This window comes from Pseudomonas sp. C9-3, assembly GCF_032392015.1.
Lineage (GTDB): Bacteria > Pseudomonadota > Gammaproteobacteria > Pseudomonadales > Pseudomonadaceae > Pseudomonas > Pseudomonas nitroreducens.
In genome coordinates, this window is the sequence record NZ_CP135919.1 from 1132337 (window position 1) to 1150496 (window position 18160).

An 18160-nucleotide genomic window follows, 5' to 3' on the forward strand; every position below is an offset into this window, starting at 1 on the left:
GGCGGGGGAGAGGGTAGTGGGCCGGAATTCAGTGCCCCAGGACACATTCGAAAACACTCCCTCAGTACAGCGTTTCACAGCAAGCCCAAATGTCACCACCCCGTGACAATCGAAGATCGCTTCGTTACCCGGAGAGCGGAATGCCTTGGATAGACTCGGACCATCGCAAGCGCAGACTTGCCTCCAATAACAAGAACAAGGTGCTCCCCATGAATGCGATCCGTCGCCTGTCGGCCGCCATCTGTCTTTCCTCTTTCTGTCTCTCCCCGATGCTGGCCCACGCCGGTGAAGTCGAAGTGCTGCACTGGTGGACTTCCCCTGGCGAGAAGCGCGCCGCCGAAACCCTGAAGAAACTCGTCGAGGCCAAGGGCCACACCTGGAAGGACTTTGCCGTCGCCGGGGGCGGTGGTGAAGCCGCCATGACTGTGCTGAAGACCCGCGCCGTCTCCGGCAATCCGCCGGCCGCCGCGCAGATCAAGGGGCCGGACATCCAGGAATGGGGCGAACTCGGTCTGCTCGCCGACCTCAACGATGTCGCTGCCGAAGGCAAGTGGGACCAACTGCTGCCGCCGCAGGTGGCGCAGATCATGAAGTACAAGGGCGACTACGTGGCCGTGCCGGTCAACGTGCACCGGGTCAACTGGCTGTACATCAACCCGGAAGTCTTCAAGAAGGCCGGCGCCACGCCGCCGACCACTCTGGACGAGCTCTTCGCCGCCGCCGACAAGCTCAAGGCTGCCGGCTTCACGGCGCTCGCCCACGGTAGCCAGCCCTGGCAGGACGGCACGCTGTTCGAGAACCTGGTGCTGAGCAAGATGGGCCCCGAAGGCTACCGCAAGGCCTTCGTCGAGCAGGACAAGGCGACGCTGACCGGCGCGCCGATGGCCGACGTCTTCGCCGCGCTGAAGAAGCTGCACAGTTACGTCGACGCCGACGCTGCCGGCCGCGAATGGAACGTCGCTACCGGCATGGTGATCAACGGCAAGGCCGGCATGCAGATCATGGGCGACTGGGCCAAGAGCGAGTTCACTGCCGCCGGCAAGGTGGCGGGCAAGGACTACCAGTGCCTGCCGTTCCCCGGCACGCAGAAGGCTTTCGACTACAACATCGATTCCCTGGTGATGTTCAAGCTGAGCAACGCCGAGAACCGCAAGGCCCAGGAAGACCTGGCCCGCGCGGTGCTCGACCCGGCGTTCCAGAAGGACTTCAGCCTGAACAAGGGTTCGATCCCGGTGCGCCTGGACGTCGACATGACGCCCTTCGACGCCTGCGCCCAGCAGTCCATGAAGGACTTCAAGGCCGCCTCCGCCGACGGCAATCTGGTGCCGAGCATGGCCCACAGCATGGCCGCCTCCAGCTACGTGCAGGGCGCGATCTTCGACGTGGTCACCAACTTCTTCAACGACCCCGCCGCCGATCCGCAGAAGGCCGCGCAGCAACTGGGCGCCGCCATCCAGGCCGCCGCGCAGTAACGCGCTCGCCGGCTCCGTGACGGAGCCGGTTTTCTGATTCCCCAGAACGACTCCGGGCCGCCACGGCAGCCCGGGTGGGCTCACTCATCCTCGAGAAAGCAGATGGCGACCCGATCCCCGACTTTCACTCCCGCCGCCGCGCCTCGGGCTTCGCTGCTCGACGGCCTGCAGGCCTGGCTGCCGAAGCTGGTGCTGGCCCCGAGCATGCTCGTGGTGCTGGTCTGCGTGTACGGCTACATCGGCTGGACGCTGCTGCTGTCCTTTACCAATTCGCGCTTCATGCCGGCGTACAGCTGGGCGGGCCTGAGCCAGTACCTGCGCCTGTGGGACAACGACCGCTGGTGGGTGGCGAGCAAGAACCTGCTGCTGTTCGGCGGCCTGTTCATCGGTATCTGCCTGGTGCTCGGCGTCTTCCTCGCCGTGCTGCTGGACCAGCGTATCCGCCGCGAAGGCTTCATCCGCACTGTCTACCTGTACCCCATGGCACTGTCGATGATCGTCACCGGCACCGCCTGGAAGTGGCTGCTCAATCCCGGCCTGGGCCTGGATAAGTTGTTGCGCGACTGGGGCTGGACCGGCTTTCGCTTCGACTGGCTGGTGGACCCGGAGCGGGTCGTCTACTGCCTGGTGATCGCCGCCGTTTGGCAGGCCTCGGGCTTCGTCATGGCGCTATTCCTCGCCGGCCTGCGCGGGGTCGACCCGGCCATTGTGCGCGCCGCCCAGGTGGATGGTGCAAGCCTGCCGACCATCTACCTGCGCATCGTCCTGCCGAGCCTGCGCCCGGTGTTCTTCAGCGCGCTGATGATCCTCGCGCACATCGCCATCAAGAGCTTCGACCTAGTCGCCGCGATGACCGCCGGTGGCCCCGGCTACTCCTCCGACCTGCCTGCGATGTTCATGTATGCCCACACCTTCACCCGTGGCCAGATGGGCCTCGGCGCGGCCAGCGCGATGCTGATGCTGGGCGCCGTGCTGGCCATCGTCGTGCCGTACCTGTACTCCGAACTGCGGGGCAAGCGCCATGCATGACTCGACCCTGAAACCGTCGTTCAGCCTGAGCCGCCTGGCGGTGCACGCGACCCTCTGGGGCGCCGTGGCGCTGTATGTGATCCCGCTGCTGGTGATGCTGCTGACCAGCTTCAAGTCGCCCGAGGACATCCGCACCAGCAACCTGCTGGCGCTGCCGGAGGTATTCACCACAATTGGCTGGGTGAAGGCCTGGGGCGCGGTGGGCGACTACTTCTGGAACTCGGTGAAGATCACCGTGCCGGGCGTGCTGATCTCCACCTTCATCGGCGCCATGAACGGCTACGTGCTGTCGATGTGGCGCTTCCGTGGCTCGCAGCTGTTCTTCGGCGCGCTGCTGTTCGGCTGCTTCCTGCCGTTCCAGGTGATCCTCCTGCCGATGTCCTTCACCCTCGGCAAGCTCGGCCTGGCCAACACCACCACCGGCCTGGTGATGGTCCATTGCATCTATGGTCTGGCCTTCACCACGCTGTTCTTCCGCAACTACTTCGTGGCGATTCCCGATGCCCTGGTGAAGGCCGCGCGGCTGGACGGCGCCGGCTTCTTCACCATCTTCCTGCGCATCCTGATGCCCATGTCCACGCCCATCGTGATGGTCTGCCTGATCTGGCAGTTCACCCAGATCTGGAACGACTTCCTGTTCGGTGTGGTGTTCGCCAGCGGCGACGCGCAGCCCATCACCGTGGCGCTGAACAACCTGGTGAACATCAGCACCGGGGTCAAGGAATACAACGTCGACATGGCCGCCGCGATGATCGCGGCGCTGCCCACGCTGGTGGTCTACGTACTGGCCGGCAAGTACTTCGTGCGCGGGCTGACTGCCGGCGCGGTCAAAGGTTGAGGTAAGCCCAAGATGTCCACACTCGAACTGCGCAACCTGCACAAGTCCTACGGCAGCGGCCTGGCCGACACGCTGAAGTCGATCAACCTGTCGATCGACTCGGGCGAATTCCTGATCCTGGTCGGCCCCTCCGGCTGCGGCAAATCCACCCTGATGAACTGCATCGCAGGGCTGGAGAACGTCACCGGCGGTGCGATCCTGGTCGATGGCCAGGACATCAGCGGGATGAGCCCGAAGGATCGCGACATTGCCATGGTGTTCCAGTCCTATGCGCTGTACCCGACCATGAGCGTGCGCGAGAACATCGCCTTCGGCCTGAAGATCCGCAAGCTGCCCAGGGCCGAGATCGACGCCGAAGTGGCACGGGTCTCCAAGCTGCTGCAGATCGAGCACCTGCTCGAGCGCAAGCCCTCGCAGCTCTCCGGCGGCCAGCAGCAGCGCGTGGCCATGGGCCGGGCGCTGGCGCGGCGGCCGAAGATCTACCTGTTCGACGAACCGCTGTCGAACCTCGACGCCAAGCTGCGCGTGGAGATGCGCACCGAGATCAAGCTGATGCACCAGCGCCTGAAGACCACCACGGTCTACGTGACCCACGACCAGATCGAGGCCATGACCCTGGGCGACAAGGTGGCGGTGATGAAGGACGGCATCGTCCAGCAGTTCGGCACGCCGCAGCAGATCTACAACGACCCGGCGAACCTGTTCGTTGCCAGCTTCATCGGCTCGCCGCCGATGAACTTCATTCCGCTCAAGGTGCAGCAGCAGGGCGGCCGCCTGGTCGGCCTGCTGGACAGCGGCCAGGACCGCTGCGAGCTGCCGCTGCAACTGGACGCCGGGCTGGCCGAGGGGCGCGAGCTGATCCTCGGCGTGCGCCCGGAACAGGTGCAGTTGGCCACCGATGGCGCCAACGGGCCGAGCGACCTGCGCGCCGAGGTCGAAGTGGTCGAACCCACCGGTCCGGACACCCTGGTCTTCGTCACGCTCAACGGTGCCAAGGTCTGCTGCCGCCTCGCGCCGGACCAGTCGCCGCAACCGGGCTCGTCCCTGCAACTGCGCTTCGATCCTTCCCGTGCGCTGCTGTTCGACGCGCAGAGCGGCGAGCGCCTGCGCGCTGAGCCGCGCGGCGACGGCGCGAGCAAGGTGACGCCGCTGGCCCGACAGAAGCATTCCTGAACGGTACGACCACTGCTTGAAATCCACTGCCTGTAACTACGCTAGAAACCAAGACAACGAGGATGCTGGAGATGCACAAGAACAAGAATACCCGGCCAATCGCCCGTACCCTGGGCTGCGTGATCGCCCTGGGTGGCGCCTGCGCGGGCCACGCCCAGGCCGCTGACGCCTTTTCATCCGAGTCCCAGTGGGGCCTGGGCGACTGGGGCGGCAAGCGCACCGAGCTGCTGGAGAAGGGCTACGACTTCAAGCTCGACTACGTTGGCGAGGTCGCCAGCAACCTGGGCGGTGGCTACGACCAGCACACCACCGCGCGCTACTCCGACCAGTTCGCCCTCGGCACCCACCTGGACCTGCAGAAGATCCTCGGCTGGGACGCTACCGAGTTCCAGCTGACCGTCACCGAGCGTAGCGGTCGCAACCTCTCCAACGACCGCATCAGCGACCCGCGCGCCGGGCAGTTCAGCTCCGTGCAGGAAGTCTGGGGCCGGGGCCAGACCTGGCGCCTGACGCAGATGTGGATCAAACAGCAGTACTTCGACGGCGCACTGGACGTGAAGGTCGGCCGCTTCGGCGAGGGCGAGGACTTCAACAGCTTCCCCTGCGACTTCCAGAACCTGGCCTTCTGTGGCTCGCAGGTGGGCAACTGGGTGGGCGGCATCTGGTACAACTGGCCGGTCAGCCAGTGGGCCGCCCGCGTGAAGTGGAACTTCAACGATGAGTGGTACGCGCAGGTCGGCGCCTACAACCAGAACCCGTCGAACCTGGAAACCGGCAACGGCTTCAAGCTCAACGGCAGTGGCACCAAGGGCACCATCCTGCCGGTGGAGCTGGTGTGGATGCCAAAAGTCGGTGCTGCTCAGCTGCCGGGTGAGTACCGCCTGGGCTACTACTACAGCACTGCCGAGGCCGACGACGTGTACGACGACGTCAACGGCAACCCGCAGGCGCTCACCGGCGAGCCGGCCAAGACCCACAGCGGCAAGCACGGCTGGTGGGTGGTGGCGCAGCAGCAGGTCACCGCGCACAACGGCGACGCCTCCCGCGGCCTGAGCCTGTTCGCCAACTTCACCGTGCACGACAAGGCCACCAATACCGTCGACAACTACCAGCAGCTCGGTGTCGTCTACAAAGGCCCGTTCGACGCGCGTCCCAAGGACGACATCGGCTTCGGCGTGGCGCGCATCCACGTCAACGACGACGTGCAGGATCGCCAGCGCCTGGTGAACCAGGTCAGCGGCATCGACGACTACGACAACCCGCTGTACCAGCCCATCCAGGACACCGAGTACAACGCCGAGCTGTACTACGGCGTGCATGTGACCAATTGGCTCACCGTGCGCCCGAACCTGCAGTACATCCGCCATCCGGGCGGTGTGGACGAGGTGAACAACGCCGTGGTGGCCGGCCTGAAGATCCAGTCCAGCTTCTGATTGCTCCCTGGTGCGAACCTGGCCCGTCCTTGTGACGGGCCTTTTTTTGCCAGATGAGTGGACGGCTTTGGGTAGCAGGTTCTCTGTCTGCCTCCAGAGGGCGTCAGTCAGCTTTCGTAGGGCGCATAACGCGCCAGCGTTATCCGCCGCGCTGGCCGGCGGATAACCTGTTCCAGGTTATGCGCCCTACGGTGCTGCTTTTTGTAGGAGCGAGCTTGCTCGCGAATACCCCGGGGCTCCGGTGTCAGGCGGTTCGCGAGCAAGCTCGCTCCTACAGAGGCCAGAAGCGGGCAGACCCGGAGCGGGTGAGGAACCGTTTTTCATTGGCGCAAGCGCTGCGCGTGACTAGGCTTTGCGGTTAGAATCGCGGCCTTTTCTGTAAGATGTAGTGAAACTACAGAGAATTTCACGCCCCGGAATGTCCGGGCAGGGATTGGATCAGGACATCCGGACAATGCTCGAGCATCCGCTGCAGCGTTTTTTTCATTCCATGCGGGCCAAGCGGCCCTTCGACTGGGTGCGCTTCCAGCGTCGCGACCTGCTGCTCATCGATCACCCGCAATGCCAGGCGGTATTCAGCCGCCAGGGCGCGCAACTGCTGCACTTCCAGCCGCGCGGCGCACGCCCGCTGCTGTGGTGTTCCAGCCAGTGGCCGAGCGTGAGCACGGCACCGATCCGTGGCGGTATCCCGGTCTGCTGGCCGTGGTTCGGCAGCCATCCCACCGAGGCCGACTGGCCCCAGCATGGCTGGGCGCGCCAGCGCGAGTGGCGCATGCTCGACGCCTGGGCCGACGACCAGAAGGCGGTCGTCAGCTGGCAACTGGATATCGAGGACTGGCACGTGCGACTGGAAGCGCGCCTGGGCCAGGACCTGGACATCGAACTTTCCAGCTACCACGAGGATGACAGCGACTGCCTGTTCAGCTTCGCCCTGCAGCCATACTGGCGCGTGGGTTCGCTGCGTCGCTCGGTGGTCCACGGCATGGAACTGGACGGCAAGGCCAGCGGCCTGCCAAACACCTGGGCGCCGCGTGGCGCGGTCAAGCAGGTGCTCTACAACACCGGTTCCCTGGTGCTGGAAGATGCCGGCTGGCAGCGCCGCCTGCGCATCGACAAGAACACCAGCGCCGGCAGCGTTATCTGGCATCCGGGCAGCCGCGCGGTGGAACAGGTGGAGCCGGGCGAAGCGGAGCGCTTCCTGTGCATTGGCGCTGCCGGCTATCGTGCGGGCGGGCTGATCCTCGCCCAGGGCGAGCGCATGCTGCTGAACCTGCGCGCCGGGCTGGTCTGACCGGCTGATTTCAACGGTTGGCTGAGCCCGCTCCTACGAAAAGCAACGGCCAGGCGAGGTGAGCGGACAGCCCCTCACCGAGGCCATCCGCAAGACGAGGGGATTACCCTCAGGACGGTTGTTGCGGAGTACCCAGCAGCGACTTGCCGGTTTTCTTCTGCCGCTTGGCCATGCGTTTTTCATGCGCGGTTTTCAGTGGCTTCTTCTTCGCTTGTTTCTTCGCGTCGAGACCTTTCACGAGCCTGTCCTCCAGGGGACGCCCTCGGGCCGAGAGCTGACAGCTTCAGCATAGTCCCGCTGCGCACGGCCGCTCAGCCGGCGGTCAGGCGTTCCAGTTCGCGGCGTACCATGTTGGCGTAAGGCGCCGGGCTCAGGCGGTACAGCTCGCCGGCCACCCAGGGCAGCCAGCGGGCGCCGAGGTTGTCGCGCTCGGCCAGCAGGCGCCGGGCTTCGGCCTCGGCGCGTTGGGCGTGTTGCTGGTGGTAGTCGGCACGGCTCATCGGTGGCTCTTGGGTGCAGCGTCAGGTCTTCGCGCAGCTCAGGGTCTGCGGGTCGATGGTGATGCTGGCCAGCGGCTTGGCGTCGCTGCCGGCGTATTCGTGGGTGACGCTCAGGTGATGTTCGCGGAAGCGCTGCAGCAGGTCCGGCTGTTCGCAGGTAGTGCCTTCAAGCTGCTTCTTCAGGCCGTTCTCGAACTTGGCGCGGGCGCCCAGGTCCATGGCGTCCAGGCGCAGGTTGGAGATGGCGTAGCGGTAATACAGCATCTTCTTCGCCGGGTCGAGCTGCACGCTGTTGAGGGTGGTCACCTTGTCCACCTGGCGCGGCAGGTTGGCCTTGGTCACCTGGTCGAAATAGTCTGCCGATTCCTTGAGGAATTTCGCCTCGTCGGCAGAGTCATCGGCGTGGACGGCAAGGCTGGTGAGCAACAGCAAGGGCAGGGCGAGACGGGCAAACGGCATGGGAGATTCCTGTACGGCTGATGGGGGCGGAGGTGCAGGCTCAGTAGGTGCGACAGCCAGGGTATGGCCGGGTTCGATCGAGTGTGCAGTGGCTGCACGCTCATGGCCTGTGAGTGTAGAGCACCGCCAGCCGCTGGCCGCTCGCGGGACGATTCTTTTGCAGGTAGGCTTGCGACCGGTCGTTCCCCACCATTTCCGCAGGTCTGCAGTCCCGCCATGATCGAACTCACCCAACTCGACCTCCGCACCGATCCCGCCGCGCAACGCGTGGTGAAGGATGAAACCGTCACCGTCGAATTCGCCGTCGCGCCGGGCGAGTTGATGAGCCTCGAAGGGCCGAACCGCTACGCTATCGGTGACGCGATCATCAGCAGCGCGACGGGGGAGAGTTGGGTCGTTTCCCGCGAGCGTTTCGACCCGAAATACCTGCCCGCCGACGCTGCACTCACGCACGGGCACCCCGGTGCCTACCGCAACCGTCCCAGCGTGGTGCTGGCCCGGTGCATGGACCAGCCCTTCACCCTGCTGCGCTCGGCAGGTGGCGACCGCCTCACCGGCGCCGCGGGCGACTGGGTCATGCAATACGCGCCCGGCGACTACGGCGTGGTGAAGGCAGAGCGTTTCGCCAAGGTCTATCGGCTGGCTGACTGAAACCTTTCCGCTCTGGCATCCCGGCCCCGCCAGCGGCTATGGTCTGTGCTGGCGGGCGCTCTGCGTCGCGCATTTCTTGCAACTTTGCCGGCGTTGCGCAGGTCCACCCTGCAGTTGCCGGCAGGTGGAGCGCTCATCGGGAGGACGGTGCGGGATGCGATTCATGGACATGCGTGGGCTCAGTCTGGGGCCCTGGAAACTGATCAGCCTGACGCTGAAGGAATTCCTCGAAGACGAGATGCCCACCTACGCCGCTGCGCTGGCTTACCAGGGGCTGTTCTCGCTGTTTCCCTTCCTGCTGTTCCTCATTGCGCTGCTGGGCTTCCTGCACCTGCCCGAGTTCTTCGACTTCCTCCGCCAACAGGCCAACTACGTGCTGCCCGCCCAGGCGCTGGACCAGGTCAACCCGGTCATCGACCAATTGCAGCAGCGCCAGGGCGGCCTGCTGTCCATCGGTATCGTGGTGGCGCTGTGGTCGTCCTCGGCGGCGGTGCGCTCGCTGATGATCGCGCTCAATGCCGCCTACGACGTACGTGAAGCGCGCCCGGCGTGGAAGCGCATCCCGCTGTCGCTGTTCTACACCTTCGGCCTGGTGGCCATGCTGATGCTGATCGCCGCGCTGATGATCCTCGGGCCCCAGGTGATGGGCTGGATTGCCGCCCAGGTGGGCCTGGAGGACTTCGTGGTGATCCTCTGGAGCATCCTGCGCTGGCCGGTGATCGTGCTGCTGATGATGATGGCGGTGGCGATCATCTACTACGTCACGCCCAACGTGCAGCAGAAGTTCCGCTTCATCACGCCCGGGTCGGTGCTCGCCGTGGTGCTGTGGATATCGGCGTCACTGGGGTTCGGCTACTACGTGAAGAACTTCGCCGACTACAACGCCATGTACGGCAGCGTCGGCGCGATCATCGTGCTGCTGCTGTACTTCTACATCTCGTCGGCGGTGCTGCTGCTGGGAGCAGAGCTGAATGCGGTGATCGAGCACCACCTGCCTCACGGCAAGGGTGAAGGCGAACGCACCTTCGACCAGGCCGAGCCGGCGCCGGACGAGGGTTAGGGCTGGGCAGGCTGGCCGGCGACGGCGGGCGGTTCGCTGAGCAGGGCATCGACCAGCGCGCTGGCCTTCTCGAAGGACGGGTAGCCGCTCTTGGCGACGTCCAGGTTGGCGTAGTCCTCCAGGTACTGCTGGGCCTTCTGCGGGTCGGCCTGCTCGACCAGGAAGGGCTCGGACCAGATCTTGTACAGCAGCGCCACCGCGTACGGTTGGCCGGCGTCGGCGGCCTTGCCCAGCAGCGCCAGCACTTCGTCCACTTGCGGGCCTTCCTTGATCTTCAGCAGTGCCATGTAGAAGCTCGCCTCGCCGCGCTCGTCCTTCTCCAGGGAGCGCGTCAGCAGGGCCTCGGCCAGCTCGTAGTTGGCCAGGTCGCCGGTGGCGATCAGCAGCTTCGCCTGCAGCATGTCGTTCTGGTAGAGCAGGCGTTCCTGGCGGCAGGCCTCGCCGCTCAGCGGCTCGTCGCAAGGGTTGCTGGCGGGCGTGGAGCAGCCGGCCAGCAGCACTGGCAGGGCCAGGGCGGCCAGCAGGTAAGGTGTGTGTGGCTTGCCCATGCAAGTCCCTCGGGGGCGAGTGTCAGGGTTCGACCGGCCGGCGGGCGCGCCGGTTCGGCTCAATGGCGAAAAGCATAGTCGCTGCGCTACACGGAGAACCGCGCAGGGCGCTCACAGGGCTTCGAAGCCGGGCAGGTGCGGCAGGCGCTCGATGAGGAAGTCGATCAGCGCGCGGGTCCGGGCCGGCAGAAAACGGCGCGAAGGATACAGCAGACTGGCCTCCTGGGCAGGCCCGTGCCAATCCGCAAGGAGGCGCTGCAGGCTGCCGTTGGCCAGCAGGTCGGCCACCAGCCAGGCCGGCGTCAGGCCGAAGCCGGCGCCCAGGCAGTAGCTCTCGCGGATCGCCAGGGAGCTGTTCGCCGTGTAGCGGCTGCGCGTGGCGAGGCTCAGCTCTCGGCCATCGGCATGGCGCAGCAGCAGGTTCTGCCCGGCATCCAGCCAGGCGAAGCGCAGGTAATCGGCAGGCGGCAGGTCTTCGGGACTGTTCAGTGCTGGCACGCGTGAAATCCAGGCCGGCGCCGCGACCAGATAGCGTGGCGAGCGGGCCAGCGGACGGGCGATCATCTGCTCCGGCAGTTCGCCGCCCAGGCGCAGGGCGAGGTCGATGCCTTCTTCGGTGAGGTCGACGAAGCGGTCGTTGAGCAGCAATTCCACCTCTACGTCCGGGTGCCGCTGCATGAACTCCAGCATTAGCGCGTTCAGCCGCAGCACGCCCAGGCTCACCGGCGCGCTGACCCGCAGGCGGCCGCGCACCTGTTCGGTCTCGCCACGGGCCTGGCTGACGCCCTCGGCGTAGCTTTCCAGTGTCTGCCGCGCATGCTCGTAGAAGCGTCGGCCCTGCTCGGTGGGCTGTACGCGGGTGGTGCTGCGGATCAGCAACTGCGCACCGACCTGACGCTCCAGCGCCGCCATGGTCTTGCTCACCGTCGGCTGGCTGCTGCCGGACTCGCGGGCGACGGCGGAAAGGCTGCCCAGCTCCACGGCGCGAACGAAACAGTGCAACGCCTTGAGAGTATCCATGTCCTATTCGTTTATCGAATGACGGGTCTGCAAATATGCCGTCTACCGCCGTGAATGGGAATGGCAGAGCCTGTGGCCAACCCCTTCACCGATTTCGAGGAATGCCATGAACAGATTGTTGCTCGCCGCCCTGATTGCCCTTGTCCTGCCGCTGGCGCAGGCGGATCAAGGACATTGGCAGGCCACCTGGAGCGCCAGCCCGCAACGCACCTGGGGCAAGGAGGTGCCGCTGCCGTTGAGCGTACCGATGCAGATCGGTAACCAGACGCTGCGGCAGACCGTGAAGGTCAGCCTCGGCGGCCAGCGTGTGCGCATTGCGCTGTCCAACGCCTATGGCAGCCAGCCGGTGGCGATCGGCGGTGCAGCCGTGGCACTGGCTGCACCGGCCGGGCGGCTTGGCGGCCCCAGCCATCGGCTGACTTTCGCCGGCCAGCCCACGGCGTATATCGCGCCAGGTGCCGAGCTGCTGAGCGATCCGCTGGACCTCGCCGTCCCGGCGCTGGGCGAACTGGCGGTGTCGATCTATCTGCCGCAGCCGACCGCCATCGAAACCTTCCATTGGGACGGCAAGCAACGCGTCCATGGCGGACCGGGCGAACAACTCGACGCTACGCTCCTGCCGGTGGACGGCAAGATGGAAGCGCGGCTGTTCCTCGCCGATGTGCTGGTGGAAAACCCCGCGCCGCGGCCGGTGGTGGCGGTGTTGGGAGACTCGATCACCGACGGCCGTGGCGCCAGCCTGGACGGCAACCAGCGCTGGCCGGACCTGCTGGCGCAGCGGCTGGCAGCGCGCGGCGTGGGAGTGATCAATGCCGGCATTTCCGGCGGGCGGCTGCTCTCCGACGGCATTGGGCAGAGCGCCCTGGCGCGCTTCCAGCGCGACGCACTGGGCAAGCCGGGCGTGCAGGCGGCCATCGTGTTGCTGGGCATCAACGATATCTCCTGGCCCGGCAGTACCTTCGCGCCGAACAACCCGCTGGTGCAGTACGAGGACCTGGTCGCCGGATACCGGCAGCTGATTGCCCAGGCCCATGTGCGCGGTGTGCGTATTGTCGGCGCGACCATCCTGCCGTTCGAGCGCGCCCTCAGCGGCTCACCGATAGAGAACTACCACGCGGCCAACAAGGAAGCGCTGCGCCAGCGGGTAAACCAGTGGATTCGCCAGAGCGGGGAATTCGATGCGGTGGTGGACCTGGACGCGCACCTGCGCGACCCCGCCCACCCGCAACGCCTGCTGCCGGCTTACGACAGCGGCGACCATCTGCACCCCGGCGATGCGGGGAACCAGGCGATGGCGGAGAGCGTGGATCTGGGCCTGTTACTGGAGGGGCAGTTGTAGGAGCGACTGTCTGTCTCGGACAATTCGTGCCTGGGATTTCTCTCTCCCTGAAGGGAGAGGGGACCGTTCGGTGCAGGTTGAAACTAAAGCGTCAGCCGGCACGGTCGGCTCCCTCTCCCTTCAGGGAGAGGGCGGGGGAGAGGGCAGGCCTGGCACGAGATTTAATGTAGGACCCCGCCCGCGTTTGGCTCGACACCGGCACATACCGAACAGGCTCGCTCAACTACCAAACACCGTCCCCACGCTGTCGGCATCCATCCCGCGCTCCAGCTTGATCTTCAACGCCAGGTCGGTACGCGAATCGGCAAACTTCAGCGCATCGGCCACGCTCACGCGGCCTTCCTCCAGGAGCTTGTAGAGGCTCTGGTCGAAGCTCTGCATGCCGCTCTCCAGCGCGCGTTCCACCGCGCCCTTGAGTTCGGGCAGCTCGTCGCGCTGGATGATGCCGCGGATGTGCGGCGTGCCCAGCACCAGCTCCACCGCCACGGCGCGGCGCTGGTGCGTGCCGGGCACCAGGCGCTGGCCGACCAGGGCCAGGATGTTCTGCGACAGGTCGGCCAGCACCTGCGGCCGCGCCTCGTCAGGGAAGAAGCGGGTGATGCGCTCGATGGCGTGGCGGCAACTGGTGCCGTGCAGCGTGGCAACGCACAGGTGGCCGGTTTCGGCATAGTGCAGTGCGTGCTGCATGGTGGCCGCGTCGCGGATCTCGCCGAGCATGATCACGTCCGGCGCCTCGCGCAGCACGTTGCGCAGGGCGTCCTCGTAACTGTGGGTGTCCAGGCCGACCTCGCGCTGGTCGATGATCGACTTCTTGTGCGTGTGGAGGAACTCGATGGGGTCTTCGATGCAGACGATGTGGCCGGAGCGGTGGCGATTGCGGAAGTCCAGCATGCTCGCCAGGGTCGTCGACTTGCCCGCGCCCGCCGCGCCGATCACCAGCAGCAATCCGCGATCCTGCATCGCCAGCTTGTCGAGGATCGACGGCAGGCCCAGGGCGGTCACGTCGGGAATCACCTGCTTGATCAGGCGCACCACCATCGCCACTTCGCCGCGCTGGTAGTAGATGTTCGCGCGGAAACGCCCGACGTCCGGCACGCTCAACGCCAGGTTCATCTCCAGGTCGCGCTCGAAATCCTGCGCCTGGGCCGGCGACATCAGCTGCCAGGCCAGGGTCTTCACTTCACCGGATTGCAGCACGCGATCGTCCGCCGGCTGGCTGTGGCCTTCGGCCTTCAGGTGCGGCGGCGCGCCGACGCTGAAGAACATGTCCGAGCCACCGCGCTCGGGCAGCAGGCGCAGATACTGGATGACGTCGGGGAGGGGAGTGTCGCTCATGGGTTCGTCCTTGGATGGCGAGGGGGCGCATCTGCATTGAGCCTAGCTGCAATGCCGGACGGGAGACTAGGGGAGGCTGCGGCACGCCGTGTTGACGTGCCGCAGGCAAGCGCATCAGGTCGACAGCTGGTTGGCGAACTGGCCCACGGCGTTGACTACGCGCTGGGCGCTGTCCTGGATCTCGATGATCACCGTGCCGGCCTGGCCGGACAGCTCCAGGCCCAGTTCGGCCTGCTGCTTGCCGCGGTCGATCATGGCCACGGCCTGGCCGGCCAGGTGCTGGTTCTGCTCCACCACGCGGGTGATTTCCTCGGTGGCGGCGCTGGTGCGCGAGGCGAGCTGGCGCACTTCGTCGGCGACCACCGCGAAGCCGCGCCCCTGGTCGCCCGCGCGGGCGGCCTCGATGGCGGCGTTGAGCGCCAGCAGGTTGGTCTGGTCGGCGATGCTGCGGATGCTCTGCACCAGCGCGCCGATGGCCTGGGACTGGCGGTCCAGTGCCTCGATTCCCTCGGCGGCTTCCTGCATGCGCTGGGCCAGTTCGCGCATCACATCCACGGTCTGCTGCACCACGGAGGCACCCTTGGTGGCGCTGTCGTCGGTGGTCTGCGAGGTGTCGAAGGCGATGGTCGCAGCCTCGGCCACGGCCCGCTCGCGGTGTACCTGTTCGGTGATCACGGTGGCGAACTTGACCACCTTGTAGAGGCGGTCGTGGGCGTCGATGATCGGGTTGTAGGAGGCCTCCAGCCACACTTCGTGGCCACGGCTGTCGACGCGCTTGAAGCGGTCGGCGACGAACTCGCCGCGGCGCAGCTTGGCCCAGAAGGCTTCGTACTGCGAGGAGTTGTATTCGGCGGGTTCGCAGAACATCCGGTGATGCTTGCCCTGGATCTGCGCCAGGCTGTAGCCCATGGCGTTGAGGAAGCGGCTATTGGCGGTGAGCACCTCGCCCTGCAGGTTGAACTCGATCACGGCGGTAGAGCGCTGCAGCGCCTCGATCAGGTTCTCGTGCTCGCGGGAGTTCTCGATGGTGCGGGTGAGGTCGCTGGCGTAGATCGAGAAATGCTGGATCACCCCGGCGGCGTCGTGCACCGGCTGCAGGATCGAACGCAGCCAGGCCTCCTCGCCGTTGCCGCGCAGCAGGCGGATCACTCCGGCCAGGTGCTCGCCGCGCTCGATGGCGTGCTTCACCTTGAGGTGGAAGTCCAGCCCGCGCACGTGGTCGGGGATCAGGTCCAGCAGCGGGCGGCCCTTGAGCTGGTCGCCGCGGTGGAGCATTTCCTTCTCGAAGTTGGCGTTCACCGACTCGATGCGGCCCCGCGGGTCGAGGAACAGCACGAGCATTTCCTCGTCGAGGCTGGCGCGGATCTCTTCGACGGAGGCGAGTTCTTCACGCAGGGCGGCCAGTTCCTGCTTCAGACGCGAGTTGAACATTCGTGGGCTTTCTCTAGTGGTGAGGCACGAAGGCTGCTGCCGATTCGTTTCACCCATTGCATCGGCTGATCGCGCCGCGACTTTAGCCCCGAATCACTTGGCGCATCCCGCATGCAGCAAGGGCTGGCGCCAGTTTTTAGACGGTCATCGAATGCTCCTGGCTGACGTCGATCGCGGCGCGCAACTGGTCGGTGTCCAGTGGCTTGTGCAGCAACTGGCTGCCGCTGGCAGCGGCTTCACGCAGGCGCTCGGGCGAGGTGTCGCCGGTGACGATCAACGCCGGTACCCGGCGCGACAGGTAGCTGCGGATGCGCCGGATGGCATCGGCGCCGGTCTGGCCTTCGCCCAGGCGGTAGTCGGTGAGGATCAGGTCCACCGGCGCGTGGCCAAGATGGCTGGCCTCGATGTGCCGCTGGCAGGCGAGCAGGGCACTGGTGCCGGGGTAGACGCGATGCCCCCAGACCTCCAGCAGGTTGCACAGCGCGTGCAGCACGTCGTACTGATCCTCTACCACCATGATGCCCAGGCCGGGGCCGCGTTCGCTCGGCTCCGGCGGCGGGGCGATCTGCAGCGGTGCCTCGGCCAGCGGTACGCGCAGGCTGAACATCGAGCCGCGGCCGGGCAGGGAGTGCAGTAGTAGGCGATGGCCGAGCAGGCGCGCAGTGTGGCGCACGATGGCCAGGCCCAGGCCGAGGCCCTGCTTGCGATCGCGCTCGGCGTTATGCAGTTGGACGAACTCGTCGAAGATGACTTCCTGCTGGCTGGAATGGATACCCACGCCGGTGTCGATCACCTGGATCTCCAGCTCCCGGCCGCGCCGGCGGCAACCTAGCAGCACGCTGCCGCTGCGGGTGTAGCGGAAGGCGTTGCTGAGCAGGTTGTCGAGCACGCGCTTGAGCAGCAGGGGATCGCTGTCCACCCACAATCGGCTCTCGCGCACGCGCCAGCGAAGATTGCGCTCGCTGGCAGTGCCGGCGAACTCGCCCTGCAGGTCGCTGAACAGCTTGCGCAGCGAGATCGGTTCGCGTGCCACCGGCACCACCCCGGCGTCGAGGCGCGAGATGTCCAGCAGGCCATTGAGCAGGCCGCCGAGGTTGCCGAGCATGGCGCGCAGGCGCCCGGCAATTTCACGGGCCTGGCGGGCGTCGACCGGGCCGCGTTCGGCGAGGGCGGCGAGGGCGCCGACGAACAGCCCGAGGGCGTGGATCGGCTGGCGCAGGTCGTGGCTGGCGGCGGCGAGGAAGCGCGACTTGGCCTGGTCGGCAGCGCGGGCGCGATCGCGCTGTTCGCGCAGGTCCTGCACGAGGTCGGAGTTTTCCTGGCGCAGGCGGATGGTTTCGCACAGGCTGCGGTAGGTCACCCGGCTGTAGTACAGGTTGACGCCGGCCAGGCACAGGATGAAGAAGCTGTAAGTGGTGTGCTGCTCGTCGGCTACGCTCAGGCACAGCACCAGCACGGGCAGCAGCATCGCGACCAGCGAGCCGACATAGGCCGGTGGATGGGCCGACAGCGACGGCACCGCGCCGCACACCAGACCGGTGAGCACGATGCAGGTGAAGGCGAATAGCTGCGGGTCGCCGTGGACGAAGCCGACCCAGCCCAGCCAGCCCCACAGCAGGCTGCTTGCCCAGGACAGCAGCGTATTGCTCCACAGCCAACTTTTGCCCAGCGTGCGCGCAGGGGCTTGCCGGAAGTACGCACGTGCCAGGACAATCCGCGCCAGCGTGAGCGAGTAGAGCGCGGCCAGCCAGAAGACCATCGCCGTCGGCGCCATGGCATTACGGAAGATGTACAGCACCGGCAGAGGGATCACCAGGTTGGCGAAGAGCACGGCATACGACTGGCGGAACAAGAGATCGACCAGGTCGCGCTGTTGCAGGCTGTTATGCATGTCCGTAGTGCCTCAGGGAGACGAGTGATGGAAGGGAAGCGCGAACTGCGGGTGCTCATCGCCGATGACCACGGCATCGTACGGGACGGCCTGCGCCTGCTGCTGTCGACCCTGGACGACATCTGCATCGTCGGCGAGGCGGCGGACGGCCTGCGCCTGCAGGCTTTGCTGGAGGAGCAGCGCGCGGACCTCCTCCTGCTCGACCTGAACATGCCCGGCCTCAACCGGCTGCAGTTCATCCATGAACTGCGCCAGCGCCATCCCCGGCTGAGAATCCTGGTGCTCACCGCCAACACCGAACTGGCGACCGTGCGTTCGGTGCTCGATGCCGGCGTCCACGGCTACCTGAGCAAGGGCGAGGACACCGCCGAGCTGCTCGAAGCCATAGTCGCCCTGCGCAGCGGCCAGCACTACCTGGCGCGCGCCCTGCGCTTCCAGCTGGAAAGTCCGGCCGCGCGCCCGCAGGGTGATGCCGATCTGCTCTCGGCCGTGGAGCTGACCCGGCGCGAGCGGCAGATTCTCTCCCTGGCCGCCCAGGGCCGCAGCGCGCGGGAGATCGCCGAACACTTCAGCATCAGCCCGCTGACCGTGCGCAAGCACCGCGAGAACCTGATGCGCAAGCTCGACCTGCACAGCACTGCCGAGCTCGCGGCCTACGCGGTGCGCCTGGGCATTCCCAGCGCCTGAGTC

At 66.3% G+C, this 18160-nt stretch carries 18 protein-coding genes and 1 pseudogene; 10 read left to right on the plus strand and 9 right to left on the minus strand.

Features of this window, described 5'->3' with window-relative positions:
- Positions 1-209 precede the first annotated feature (209 nt).
- From RS899_RS05045 to RS899_RS05070, 6 genes are all read left to right on the plus strand, one after another.
- The gene (locus RS899_RS05045; RefSeq protein WP_315809234.1) at positions 210-1472 is read left to right on the plus strand and encodes an ABC transporter substrate-binding protein; all 1263 of its coding nucleotides are present in this window, start codon (positions 210-212) and stop codon (positions 1470-1472) included.
- Between the two features lie 102 nt (positions 1473-1574).
- Positions 1575-2501, plus strand: a complete 927-nt coding sequence (locus RS899_RS05050) for a carbohydrate ABC transporter permease (RefSeq protein ID WP_169940642.1) — start codon at positions 1575-1577, stop codon at positions 2499-2501.
- Positions 2494-3339 (plus strand): carbohydrate ABC transporter permease, encoded by an 846-nt coding sequence (locus RS899_RS05055; protein ID WP_315809235.1) that lies wholly within the window; start codon positions 2494-2496, stop codon positions 3337-3339. Before RS899_RS05050 ends, RS899_RS05055 begins: the two co-directional genes overlap by 8 nt.
- Positions 3340-3351: 12 nt before the next feature.
- Entirely contained in the window at positions 3352-4512 is a 1161-nt protein-coding gene (locus RS899_RS05060) for an ABC transporter ATP-binding protein (RefSeq protein WP_315809236.1), read from the plus strand.
- A gap of 71 nt (positions 4513-4583) precedes the next feature.
- Entirely contained in the window at positions 4584-5945 is a 1362-nt protein-coding gene (locus RS899_RS05065; RefSeq protein ID WP_315809237.1) for a carbohydrate porin, read from the plus strand.
- 454 nt (positions 5946-6399) lie between these two features.
- Positions 6400-7236: a D-hexose-6-phosphate mutarotase gene (locus RS899_RS05070; RefSeq protein WP_315809238.1), complete on the plus strand. Its 837-nt coding sequence runs from the start codon at positions 6400-6402 to the stop codon at positions 7234-7236.
- A 109-nt stretch (positions 7237-7345) separates the two neighbouring features.
- On the opposite strand, the gene RS899_RS05075 is transcribed toward RS899_RS05070, so the two are convergent.
- The 3 genes from RS899_RS05075 to RS899_RS05085 form a co-directional block, all read right to left on the minus strand.
- Positions 7346-7474 (minus strand): hypothetical protein, encoded by a 129-nt coding sequence (locus RS899_RS05075; protein WP_017516671.1) that lies wholly within the window; start codon positions 7472-7474, stop codon positions 7346-7348.
- 73 nt (positions 7475-7547) lie between these two features.
- Positions 7548-7736 (minus strand): hypothetical protein, encoded by a 189-nt coding sequence (locus RS899_RS05080; protein ID WP_024766409.1) that lies wholly within the window; start codon positions 7734-7736, stop codon positions 7548-7550.
- Between the two features lie 21 nt (positions 7737-7757).
- Positions 7758-8195 (minus strand): hypothetical protein, encoded by a 438-nt coding sequence (locus RS899_RS05085; protein ID WP_037014703.1) that lies wholly within the window; start codon positions 8193-8195, stop codon positions 7758-7760.
- Between the two features lie 216 nt (positions 8196-8411).
- Here RS899_RS05085 and RS899_RS05090 point away from each other — a divergent pair, with 216 nt between their 5' ends.
- Together RS899_RS05090 and RS899_RS05095 are read left to right on the plus strand one after the other, a co-directional pair.
- Positions 8412-8846 carry a PGDYG domain-containing protein gene (locus tag RS899_RS05090; protein WP_024766408.1) on the plus strand — a complete coding sequence of 145 codons (435 nt, stop codon included), beginning with the start codon at positions 8412-8414 and terminating at the stop codon, positions 8844-8846.
- A 154-nt stretch (positions 8847-9000) separates the two neighbouring features.
- The gene (locus RS899_RS05095; protein ID WP_024766407.1) at positions 9001-9906 is read left to right on the plus strand and encodes a YihY/virulence factor BrkB family protein; all 906 of its coding nucleotides are present in this window, start codon (positions 9001-9003) and stop codon (positions 9904-9906) included.
- Here the strand turns inward: RS899_RS05095 and RS899_RS05100 are convergent.
- Together RS899_RS05100 and RS899_RS05105 are read right to left on the minus strand one after the other, a co-directional pair.
- Positions 9903-10454 (minus strand): hypothetical protein, encoded by a 552-nt coding sequence (locus RS899_RS05100; RefSeq protein ID WP_315809239.1) that lies wholly within the window; start codon positions 10452-10454, stop codon positions 9903-9905. The two genes, RS899_RS05095 and RS899_RS05100, sit on opposite strands and share 4 nt — an antisense overlap.
- A gap of 111 nt (positions 10455-10565) precedes the next feature.
- Complete coding sequence (locus tag RS899_RS05105) at positions 10566-11474, minus strand: LysR family transcriptional regulator (protein WP_315809240.1); 909 nt, start codon at positions 11472-11474, stop codon at positions 10566-10568.
- A gap of 106 nt (positions 11475-11580) precedes the next feature.
- On the opposite strand from RS899_RS05105, the gene RS899_RS05110 reads away from it, so the two are divergent.
- Positions 11581-12813, plus strand: coding sequence for an SGNH/GDSL hydrolase family protein (locus RS899_RS05110; protein ID WP_315809241.1), 1233 nt, complete (start codon positions 11581-11583; stop codon positions 12811-12813).
- 219 nt (positions 12814-13032) lie between these two features.
- Here the strand turns inward: RS899_RS05110 and RS899_RS05115 are convergent, their stop codons facing one another.
- From RS899_RS05115 to RS899_RS05125, 4 genes and pseudogenes are all read right to left on the minus strand, one after another.
- Entirely contained in the window at positions 13033-14148 is a 1116-nt protein-coding gene (locus RS899_RS05115) for a PilT/PilU family type 4a pilus ATPase (RefSeq protein WP_054909358.1), read from the minus strand.
- A 114-nt stretch (positions 14149-14262) separates the two neighbouring features.
- Entirely contained in the window at positions 14263-14841 is a 579-nt protein-coding gene (locus tag RS899_RS30730) for a methyl-accepting chemotaxis protein (protein ID WP_409978070.1), read from the minus strand.
- Between the two features lie 9 nt (positions 14842-14850).
- Positions 14851-15636: pseudogene (locus tag RS899_RS30735) on the minus strand (PAS domain-containing protein); the annotation flags it as partial.
- Between the two features lie 79 nt (positions 15637-15715).
- On the minus strand, positions 15716-17470 hold the full coding sequence (locus tag RS899_RS05125; RefSeq protein WP_315809243.1) for a hybrid sensor histidine kinase/response regulator: 1755 nt from the start codon (positions 17468-17470) through the stop codon (positions 15716-15718).
- Between the two features lie 27 nt (positions 17471-17497).
- Between RS899_RS05125 and RS899_RS05130 the strand changes: the two genes are divergently transcribed.
- Positions 17498-18157 carry a response regulator transcription factor gene (locus tag RS899_RS05130; RefSeq protein WP_315809244.1) on the plus strand — a complete coding sequence of 220 codons (660 nt, stop codon included), beginning with the start codon at positions 17498-17500 and terminating at the stop codon, positions 18155-18157.
- The last annotated feature ends 3 nt before the right edge of the window (positions 18158-18160 follow it).

Bases quoted from the DNA above. Each gene is read 5' to 3' on its own strand.
- RS899_RS05045 (WP_315809234.1), top strand. From the start codon at position 210: ATGAATGCGATCCGTCGCCTGTCGGCCGCCATCTGTCTTTCCTCTTTC.
- RS899_RS05050 (WP_169940642.1), top strand. From the start codon at position 1,575: ATGGCGACCCGATCCCCGACTTTCACTCCCGCCGCCGCGCCTCGGGCT.
- RS899_RS05055 (WP_315809235.1), top strand. From the start codon at position 2,494: ATGCATGACTCGACCCTGAAACCGTCGTTCAGCCTGAGCCGCCTGGCG.
- RS899_RS05060 (WP_315809236.1), top strand. From the start codon at position 3,352: ATGTCCACACTCGAACTGCGCAACCTGCACAAGTCCTACGGCAGCGGC.
- RS899_RS05065 (WP_315809237.1), top strand. From the start codon at position 4,584: ATGCACAAGAACAAGAATACCCGGCCAATCGCCCGTACCCTGGGCTGC.
- RS899_RS05070 (WP_315809238.1), top strand. From the start codon at position 6,400: ATGCTCGAGCATCCGCTGCAGCGTTTTTTTCATTCCATGCGGGCCAAG.
- RS899_RS05080 (WP_024766409.1), bottom strand. From the start codon at position 7,736: ATGAGCCGTGCCGACTACCACCAGCAACACGCCCAACGCGCCGAGGCC.
- RS899_RS05085 (WP_037014703.1), bottom strand. From the start codon at position 8,195: ATGCCGTTTGCCCGTCTCGCCCTGCCCTTGCTGTTGCTCACCAGCCTT.
- RS899_RS05090 (WP_024766408.1), top strand. From the start codon at position 8,412: ATGATCGAACTCACCCAACTCGACCTCCGCACCGATCCCGCCGCGCAA.
- RS899_RS05095 (WP_024766407.1), top strand. From the start codon at position 9,001: ATGCGATTCATGGACATGCGTGGGCTCAGTCTGGGGCCCTGGAAACTG.
- RS899_RS05100 (WP_315809239.1), bottom strand. From the start codon at position 10,454: ATGGGCAAGCCACACACACCTTACCTGCTGGCCGCCCTGGCCCTGCCA.
- RS899_RS05105 (WP_315809240.1), bottom strand. From the start codon at position 11,474: ATGGATACTCTCAAGGCGTTGCACTGTTTCGTTCGCGCCGTGGAGCTG.
- RS899_RS05110 (WP_315809241.1), top strand. From the start codon at position 11,581: ATGAACAGATTGTTGCTCGCCGCCCTGATTGCCCTTGTCCTGCCGCTG.
- RS899_RS05115 (WP_054909358.1), bottom strand. From the start codon at position 14,148: ATGAGCGACACTCCCCTCCCCGACGTCATCCAGTATCTGCGCCTGCTG.
- RS899_RS05125 (WP_315809243.1), bottom strand. From the start codon at position 17,470: ATGCATAACAGCCTGCAACAGCGCGACCTGGTCGATCTCTTGTTCCGC.
- RS899_RS05130 (WP_315809244.1), top strand. From the start codon at position 17,498: ATGGAAGGGAAGCGCGAACTGCGGGTGCTCATCGCCGATGACCACGGC.